Below are 716 nucleotides of genomic sequence, written 5' to 3'. Positions count from 1 at the left end.
TCGCCTTACGGTGGAGCTGTGCGTAGATGTGATCAAGAGACAGCGAGCTCGACGCCGCACTGCGCGGCGCCGAACGTGCGGTGAACGCGCTGAACCTGTCCTGACGCACCCGCGTCAGGCGCGGCTCGGCCTGCCGTAGCGCAGGCCGCGCAGCCAGCGCCAGGCACGCCAGACGAGATGCTCCCCCAGGCCGAGCGGCGCGGCCCCCAGGGCCCGCCGCCTGTCTAGCCCTTCCAGCCTCCGCCCGACCCGCGCGAAAAGGTGCTGCGCCGGATTCGACATTGCGGGCCCCTCCCCGTTCCTTGCCATGGCAGCATCCTGAAGGATCGCCGCTCCCCATGGCTGTGTGCCGGGACACAGGGCGTGCCATGCTGGGGGCGGAGATGGGAGCGAAGGGCTTTCGCCGAGCGTTCCGCTGCGTGGCCAGCCGCCGGTGGAGAGGCGCCGCCTCTCCCACCGGCCCTCCTCTCCGCCGGGGACCGAAGCCGGTCCCCGGGAGCAGGTGGACAAGCGGGGCTCATGAAAAGGAAGAAACACCCTGTCCGCGCTTGTGGCACCGGCAGTCCGCCGGAGAGCCATGCTCTCCGGCGTGATCCAGCGTCAGCGAGAACCAACTCATCGGGTCCAGGGCACGCAGTGTCCTGGCGGATAAGGGGGACCGGGGGAAAAGGCGGCTGTCTCTTGATCACATCTACGCACAGCTCCACCGTAAGGCG

Annotated in this window: 1 protein-coding gene; it reads right to left on the bottom strand. The window is 69.4% G+C overall.

Going from position 1 to position 716, the window contains the following annotated elements; all coding sequences use genetic code 11:
- Positions 1-114: 114 nt before the first annotated feature.
- Positions 115-282 carry a hypothetical protein gene (locus ROTAS13_RS27665; protein WP_171979259.1) on the bottom strand — a complete coding sequence of 56 codons (168 nt, stop codon included), beginning with the start codon at positions 280-282 and terminating at the stop codon, positions 115-117.
- Positions 283-716 lie beyond the last annotated feature (434 nt).

The sequence above is a fragment of the Roseomonas sp. TAS13 genome (assembly GCF_001950415.1).
In the GTDB taxonomy this organism is placed as follows: domain Bacteria; phylum Pseudomonadota; class Alphaproteobacteria; order Acetobacterales; family Acetobacteraceae; genus Roseomonas; species Roseomonas mucosa.
Note: the sequence above shows the minus strand (reverse complement) of the source record. Positions and strands in the feature narration are given on the sequence as shown.